Origin of the sequence: Rhodococcus sp. BS-15, assembly GCF_000813105.1 — a bacterium.
GTDB lineage: Bacteria > Actinomycetota > Actinomycetes > Mycobacteriales > Mycobacteriaceae > Rhodococcoides.
Genome location: NZ_BAOX01000439.1, coordinates 1 through 2,819 on the forward strand (window position 1 = coordinate 1; position 2,819 = coordinate 2,819).

The 2,819-nt window shown below is 65.9% G+C and carries 3 protein-coding genes; all 3 read right to left on the reverse strand.

Annotated elements, in window-relative coordinates; all coding sequences use genetic code 11:
* The coding region (locus tag RHBS_RS26420; RefSeq protein WP_128646841.1) for a PPE domain-containing protein at window positions 1-755 on the reverse strand (755 nt) is incomplete at its 3' end.
* Window positions 756-795: 40 nt separating this feature from the next.
* On the reverse strand, window positions 796-1,599 hold the full coding sequence (locus RHBS_RS26425; RefSeq protein ID WP_187298647.1) for an HAD family hydrolase: 804 nt from the start codon (window positions 1,597-1,599) through the stop codon (window positions 796-798).
* The gene (locus RHBS_RS26430) at window positions 1,596-2,750 is read right to left on the reverse strand and encodes a cysteine protease StiP family protein (RefSeq protein WP_128646842.1); all 1,155 of its coding nucleotides are present in this window, start codon (window positions 2,748-2,750) and stop codon (window positions 1,596-1,598) included. The genes RHBS_RS26425 and RHBS_RS26430 overlap by 4 nt, the downstream gene beginning before the upstream one ends.
* Window positions 2,751-2,819 lie beyond the last annotated feature (69 nt).

The window sequence follows — 2,819 nt, forward strand, 5'->3', positions numbered from 1 at the left end:
CCGGAAGTCGAACCGAGACTGCCGCCCCCGCCGGAATTGCCGAGGCCCCAGCCGCCGCTGGAACCGCCACCGTCGGCCACCGGATTGTGCGCTGCCGGCAGCACCGGGACCTGGGAATCGGACTGCAGCACCCCTGGTACGTAGACCGAGCGCATGATTCGACGCGCTTCTTCCTGCTGCTCCTCCCGGGCCGACACTGCCTCCTTCGCGGCAAAGGGAATGGGTAGAAGGGTATCGATCATGCTGCTTGCGGCCGGCGCAACCACCGGCGGCATCCTCGACTGCGTCTGCGTGAAGCCGGAGTGCGCCTCGAGCAACTTGTTGCTGATCAGGCTCATCGAGGTGGACAACGCGTTCGCAGACGAGACGTAGTTGCCCACACCGCCGCGGACGGAGTCGGCTGTCGGTCCCGACCAACCCGACGCCATGGCCGCCTCGATGCCGGACCGGAAGCCGTCGGATCCGGTGGCTGCGGCAGCGGACAAGTCGTTCCAGTTCTTGGAAGAGTTCTCGATGGGGCCGGTTCCCAGCGATCCGACCATGGCCACGATCTGCTCGTGCGGCATCACCTCGAACGCCTCGGTGATGACCACTTCGGTCGGCTCGAACTCGCCGCGGTAGTCGAGGGCCACGTTCGCCTTCTCGAATGCCGCTTCCAGGACGGAACCGAGAAATTCGGGGCCCATCGGCGTCACGAACGTACTGGTGACGATGTTGTCGATCGCCGCTGCGAGTTCCTCGTACGGATCCGTCATGCCCACCCCTTGCCCGACGTCTTCTCTCCCCGACGAACTGTTAGACGCGGCGCACGGCGGTTCGGTTCCGCAGCCACTCGAGAATTTCCTCGCTGGCCCGGACACCGGAGGAGTCGGTGACAGTCAGCCCCGGATGGGTGAATCCGAGCAGTTCGAGTTCGCCGTGCCGGGGTCGGACGGCCGAGTCGGCGGCGATGAGCATCTCGGCATCGAGTGCGCCGTCACCGGCGGCGAAGACTCGAGCCTCGGAGCTGAGCGTGCCGTCCTGGATCAGCCGGGTCCGCACCTCGGCCACCGCGGAGCTCTTGCACACCGCGTTCGGCATCGTGTAGATCTTCCGACCCTGCTGCGAGACGTTCCAATCCCGCGCGGCGCACCACTGCGACCACTGCGCGACGAAGTCCTCGGGCACAGCGGCCGTGTTCACCACCAGGTAGCAGAACAGGCCGTCGGCCTCGCGGTACTTGAGCACCCAGTCCTCGGAGACCCGCGATCTCAACTCTGCGCCGATGCCCGCCAGATCCAACTCGAACTCGTTGCGCCAACTCGAGTCGGGCACACCGTCGACGAGGATGTTGCCGCCGTTGCTGGTGATGGCATACCGCCAGGGTGCCCCGGGCAGCGCGATCCGCTGAAACTGTTCGATGGTCCGCGTGGTGGTCGGGACCACGAGCGTCGTCTCGCTCAACTCCCTAAGCAGCGACACCGCGCGAGAGCTCATGTAGGACAGTGGTTTTCCCTCGTACATCTCCACACACTCGAACCAATCGTCCAGGGGCACACCGAGTGCGCCCTCGGAGAAGATCATCGTACGGTCGAGATCCACCGCGACGAGAGCGTTCACGACGCGTCCCCGCTCGAGACGTTCTTGATCAGCCCCATGCACGAATAGGCGAGGTCGGGCACCACGTCCACCGGCACTCCCCTGGCCGCGGCGAGCATTCGAATGTGTTCGTGCTCGGGCGCATCGGCGTCCCGCACCAGTACCCGCCACGGCACACGACGCAGCAGCACCCGTGTGGTTTCGCCGACGCCGGGTTTGACGAAATTGACGTGCGAGATGCCGTACTCCTCACGTACCTTCTCCACCGATGCCCATCCCGTCCAGGTGGGGGTTCGGTCGGAGGCGAGCACGGCGGTCACCGAGGCGGCGACCTCGTCCCGAACGTCGTCGAAGCGCGCAGCGACGGTGTCGAGCAGGTGACGTGAGACGTCGTCGGGGGCGAGATCGGCGTAGTACTTCGCGCCGTGGAAGTCCCCGGGACGAATCAGGCTGTCGTTGAGTACGGTTCGTGAAACCAACCCCGAGACGGTCGAATTGAGGCAGGCCGACGCGATGAGGAAGTCGTCGCGGGTGCCGTAGGTGCGGGCGCAGTTGCCCGGATCGGCGAGCACGGCGAGATCGTCGTCGAACTCGGCTCCGGGAAAGTCGCGGAGTGCGGCGGTGAGTTCGCGGGCGATCGCACCCTTGCCGGTCCAGCCGTCGACGAACACCACCGAACGCGAGTCGTGATGTTCGGCGAGGTAGCGCAGTGCCACGGAGTCGATGCCGCGATCACGCACGATCGAGACAGCGTAGTGCGGAATCTCGATGCCGTGAGCGGCGAATGCCCAGCGACGCATCAGAATTCCGACGGGTGTGCCCGCCCGAGCCAATGACGCGAGTGCGATGTCGTGTCCGCGTTCGGCCAGCACCACCTCGGTGACGGTTCCGACCGCGACCGCCAGCCGTGATGCGCTCTCCTGCAGCACTTTCTCGAACAGTTCACGGTAGGCGAGATCCGGTTGGTACTCGACCGGAAGCGATTCGGCGTAATGGGCCGTACCGGCCTGAATCGCCTTCTCTCGCTCGTTGACTTCGGCTTCGAGTGAGACCGACGAGAGGTCCTCGAGCAACCAGGTGACTTCGTCCGCTGCGTACGAGCCGAATTCGGGTCCGCGGAGCGGGCGTGCGCGCCGGGAAACCTCGAGTGCCGTCGGATCGGCTCCCGTCACGACCACCAGGAGCACGTCGGTGCCCGAAGGCGGCGAGAGTCTCGCGGCGACAGCGAGGGCCGTCGGTGT